This window comes from Dehalococcoidia bacterium, from assembly GCA_028711995.1.
GTDB lineage: Bacteria > Chloroflexota > Dehalococcoidia > SZUA-161 > SpSt-899 > JAQTRE01.
The window spans coordinates 1-3,488 of the sequence record JAQTRE010000208.1 but is presented as its reverse complement, the minus strand read 5'-3'; the positions used below and the strand labels follow the sequence as shown (position 1 = coordinate 3,488).

The 3,488-nt window shown below is 52.1% G+C and carries 4 protein-coding genes; 2 read left to right on the top strand and 2 right to left on the bottom strand.

What is annotated here, in order from left to right; translation table 11 throughout:
• Positions 1-200: 200 nt before the first annotated feature.
• Together PHV74_15575 and PHV74_15570 are read right to left on the bottom strand one after the other, a co-directional pair.
• A complete protein-coding gene (locus PHV74_15575) occupies positions 201-731 on the bottom strand; it encodes a cysteine peptidase family C39 domain-containing protein (protein MDD5095773.1) in 531 nt (176 codons plus the stop codon).
• Between the two features lie 10 nt (positions 732-741).
• A complete protein-coding gene (locus PHV74_15570) occupies positions 742-1,518 on the bottom strand; it encodes an N-formylglutamate amidohydrolase (protein ID MDD5095772.1) in 777 nt (258 codons plus the stop codon).
• 281 nt (positions 1,519-1,799) lie between these two features.
• Between PHV74_15570 and PHV74_15565 the strand changes: the two genes are divergently transcribed.
• Both PHV74_15565 and PHV74_15560 read left to right on the top strand, forming a co-directional pair.
• A complete protein-coding gene (locus PHV74_15565) occupies positions 1,800-3,236 on the top strand; it encodes a TrkH family potassium uptake protein (protein ID MDD5095771.1) in 1,437 nt (478 codons plus the stop codon).
• A gap of 14 nt (positions 3,237-3,250) precedes the next feature.
• Positions 3,251-3,488: NAD-binding protein (locus PHV74_15560; protein MDD5095770.1), on the top strand; the 238-nt coding region annotated here is incomplete at its 3' end.

The window sequence follows — 3,488 nt, the reverse complement described above, 5'->3', positions numbered from 1 at the left end:
GTTTGGCGCTTGAGTTGAAACCTCGATTGAACCGGATTACCCCGGATGACCAGTCTTGGCCTGGCCAATTGGGGACAGCGATTCCACCTTTCTGTGGCCCGACTGACTGGTGCCTTCTATGGCGAGTTTGCTCACTGTAGCGGTTTTGTATCTCTGCCTAAGAGGGAGTCATCCTCTACGGGACAATGGCGCAAGTTTCCCTAGTCCATATGTTCCGGCGCTATTCTGGCAACGGGCTTCTTGCCTTTCAGGACCATCGCAAAATGATTGACCTTTCTGCCCGTTCCGGGATCCTTATCGTGCCAGCGGGCCAGAAATTCCTCTTCCGTCAGCCACGTGCGGCGAATTGACGACGGATCTTCGAAGATGATGACATGGTCCTTATAGCCGATGGCGATGGCGTAGTGGCCGTCTTCAAAGTCCGATCTCCAGTCTTCAAGGGTCATATACCTTTCCGCCCACGCCTGCAAAAGCACAATCACCGGGTAGCCTTCGTCAACAAAGCGTTTGAGTTCCTCCAGGGGAACATTGGCAGAAGCGAAAACCTGGAAGCCCTTTTTCTCTGCCAGAGCGATCATGTTAACAGGGTTGGTGCCGCTCCTGTCGGAGTTCAATTCCTTCAACACTTCGTCTCCGCGCATTTCGACCCCATAGTATTCCATAACCGTTTGCAGGGCCTTTGCCCCGCAATCGAAATCAAATGTTTGGCGGGTATTTCTCAGGTTGATCATCTCTCTATCCTCAGCTTCCCCGATACACCTTGGCGAACATCCGGCGCAACGCCTCCGCGAAGGCCCTTCTGAGTGTTTCCAAAGCTTCCATATTCGGGACGCGTTCTGCACTCATATACAGTTTCTGATTGGTCTCCTGCAGAATCGCCGGCACTCTGTTCCCGACTCTCCTCATGGCGTTGGTGGAATGTTCACCGCACACATGGCCATAGGACCGGATATAGTCCGATTCGTTTATGGTCACTCTAACGTGGGGCAGTCTCTTCTGCAGCTCGTTGGCGTATGTCTCTATAAAGATGTCAGGACAGAAGTATTCCAGTGTCTCGCCTTGATGAGAGAACTGTAGGTTCATCAGTTCGATTTGATTGTCTTCCACACCTCGAGCTGTCACCGTTGAGTGGGCATCGAGCATGAATGCCTTGCCGTGAGCGATTTCCATATCGATATTTCGGTGAAACGCATGCAGATATTTCTTGCTAAGCAATTTTCGCAGTGTTTGGTCGGGCTCAGACCCAACTGAGTAGATCGGATCACCCAAAGCATCCTTGAGCGGGACGCTGGCGTCCAGTTCCTCCGGGTGCCTGTTGGCCTCAAGAATCAGACTGCAATAGGGAAATGCCAGTTGCGAGTTGGCGAGCACGTCACGAAAGTCATAGAGCCAATCGGTGTACCAATCGACGTTCCTCATCAGTCTTGGGAATTCACTGGAAAGGGAATCGGGCGGTATCTCTACCGGAATCAGTACGCCGCTGTGAGGCATAACGACCAGAAGCTCTTTGAATTCCATAACGCCTCTTTTGTCTCGAGTGCGTCGCGCTATCGCATACGCTGGAGTCATCCAAAACAGTGATGAGATGTCCAAACAACCCTGGCGGAGACTCCTATAATTGCGAAATTAGTATAGCACGGGAGTAATGCAATATTCAGCATGTGGATCACAGTGATCGATGACTACTACGTTAATTACCGGATTGTCCGGGGTTGCACAGATTGATGGCACTCATTCAGAGCTTCCCTAAATCACTTTGGCTTGACACAGAGCTTTCATGAAGCTAGAATCACATCACTATGCCCATTTTCGACTTGGAAGAGAGGAAATACAGGCGAGAACAGTCGGTTAGTATATTGCGCATTCCGAGAAGCAATCCGTGGCGAGTTCCTCTGACCCTCATTCCCCAACCCAAAGAAGACGGCATCTCGCCGATGTCATTGATTTATGGCTTTGCAGCCATCATCGCGGTGGGAACTATTCTGCTTTGCTTACCGATATCGAGCCGGTCCGGACATTTCACCTCACTTCTGGACGCTCTCTTCACTTCTACGTCCGCCACATGCGTGACCGGTCTGGTGGTTGTTGACACAGGAACGCATTGGAATTCCTTTGGTCAAGGGGTAATCCTGGCGCTTATTCAGATCGGGGGCCTGGGTTTCATGACCAGTGCCACTTTGTTTCTTATCGCGCTGGGCCGGAGAATCGGACTTCAGGAACGGCTCCTCATCGCTGAATCGATGGGTTTGGAGCGGTTAGGGGGCCTGGTAGGCCTGGTAAAAAGGATCGCCATTTTCGTTGCGGTTACGGAGATCATCGGCGCCGCTTTGTTCTACATACATTTTTCTACTGAAAGTTCCACAGGGACGGCCTTGTGGAGATCGGTCTTTCTATCGGTCTCCGCTTTCAATAATGCCGGCTTTGATATCTTCGGCAATTTCCGCAGTCTGATGGATTATCAGACTGACACACTGGTCATCCTGGTAACCGCCACGCTGGTATTTCTCGGCGGCATCAGTTTCATCGTACTGGCAAATGTGTTCACTGCTCGTCGTCTGAATCGATTTTCCCTGGATACCAAAATTGTGCTCAGCACCACCGGAGTACTGTTAGGGCTGGGGACGATCATTATTCTCCTGACCGAATACTCTAATGCGGCAACCCTCGGTCCGCTTGCGTTTCCCCAGAAAATACTGGTTGCCTTTTTTCAGTCGGTATCACCCCGAACGGCTGGTTTCACTACCTTCGACGTCGGCGGCCTCAAAGAGGTCACCCTTTTTGTCACCATCCTGCTGATGTTCATCGGTGGGGCGGCAGGTTCCACTGCCGGAGGCATAAAGGTCAACACCTTTGGCATGCTGGCTACCACCATATGGAGTTCCCTTCGAGGCAGAGAGAATGCCGGGGTTTTCGGCCGGGAATTCGCCGTTCAACAAGTCTACCGTGCCATGGCGGTGGTGGCACTGTCACTGGGGCTCGTATCCATCGTGGTTCTGGTGCTCACCATGACAGAGGATGTCAGATTCCTTTACCTTTTCTTTGAGACGGTTTCGGCTTTTGGCACGGTGGGTCTATCCACCGGCATCACCCCTGATTTGACCACGGCCGGCCACTTGATCATTATTCTGACTATGTTTGTCGGTCGCTTTGGGCCTCTTACTTTGGCATTGATGCTGGTGCAACGTCAGAAGCCGACCAAATATCAGTATCCGCGGGAAGCGGTGAGAATCGGTTAGGAAGGAGGGCTGTTGTGAAACGACAGGTAGTTGTTATTGGGCTGGGACGATTTGGCGTGAGTCTGGTGAAGACGCTGTACGAGATGGGACATAATGTGCTCGCCATTGATAGCGATGAGGCAGCGGTCCAGAGTGTAGCGGCATGGACAGCCCATGCGGTCAAGGCTGATGCCACTGACGAGACGGTCCTCGATAGACTGGGAGTCCGTAATTTCGATGTGGCTGTAGTGGCGATGGGAGCAGGGGTTCAGA

What these genes read in the sequence shown, in the direction of transcription:
- PHV74_15575 (MDD5095773.1), bottom strand. Translation starts at nt 731, where the DNA reads ATGATCAACCTGAGAAATACCCGCCAAACATTTGATTTCGATTGCGGG.
- PHV74_15570 (MDD5095772.1), bottom strand. Translation starts at nt 1,518, where the DNA reads ATGGAATTCAAAGAGCTTCTGGTCGTTATGCCTCACAGCGGCGTACTG.
- PHV74_15565 (MDD5095771.1), top strand. Translation starts at nt 1,800, where the DNA reads ATGCCCATTTTCGACTTGGAAGAGAGGAAATACAGGCGAGAACAGTCG.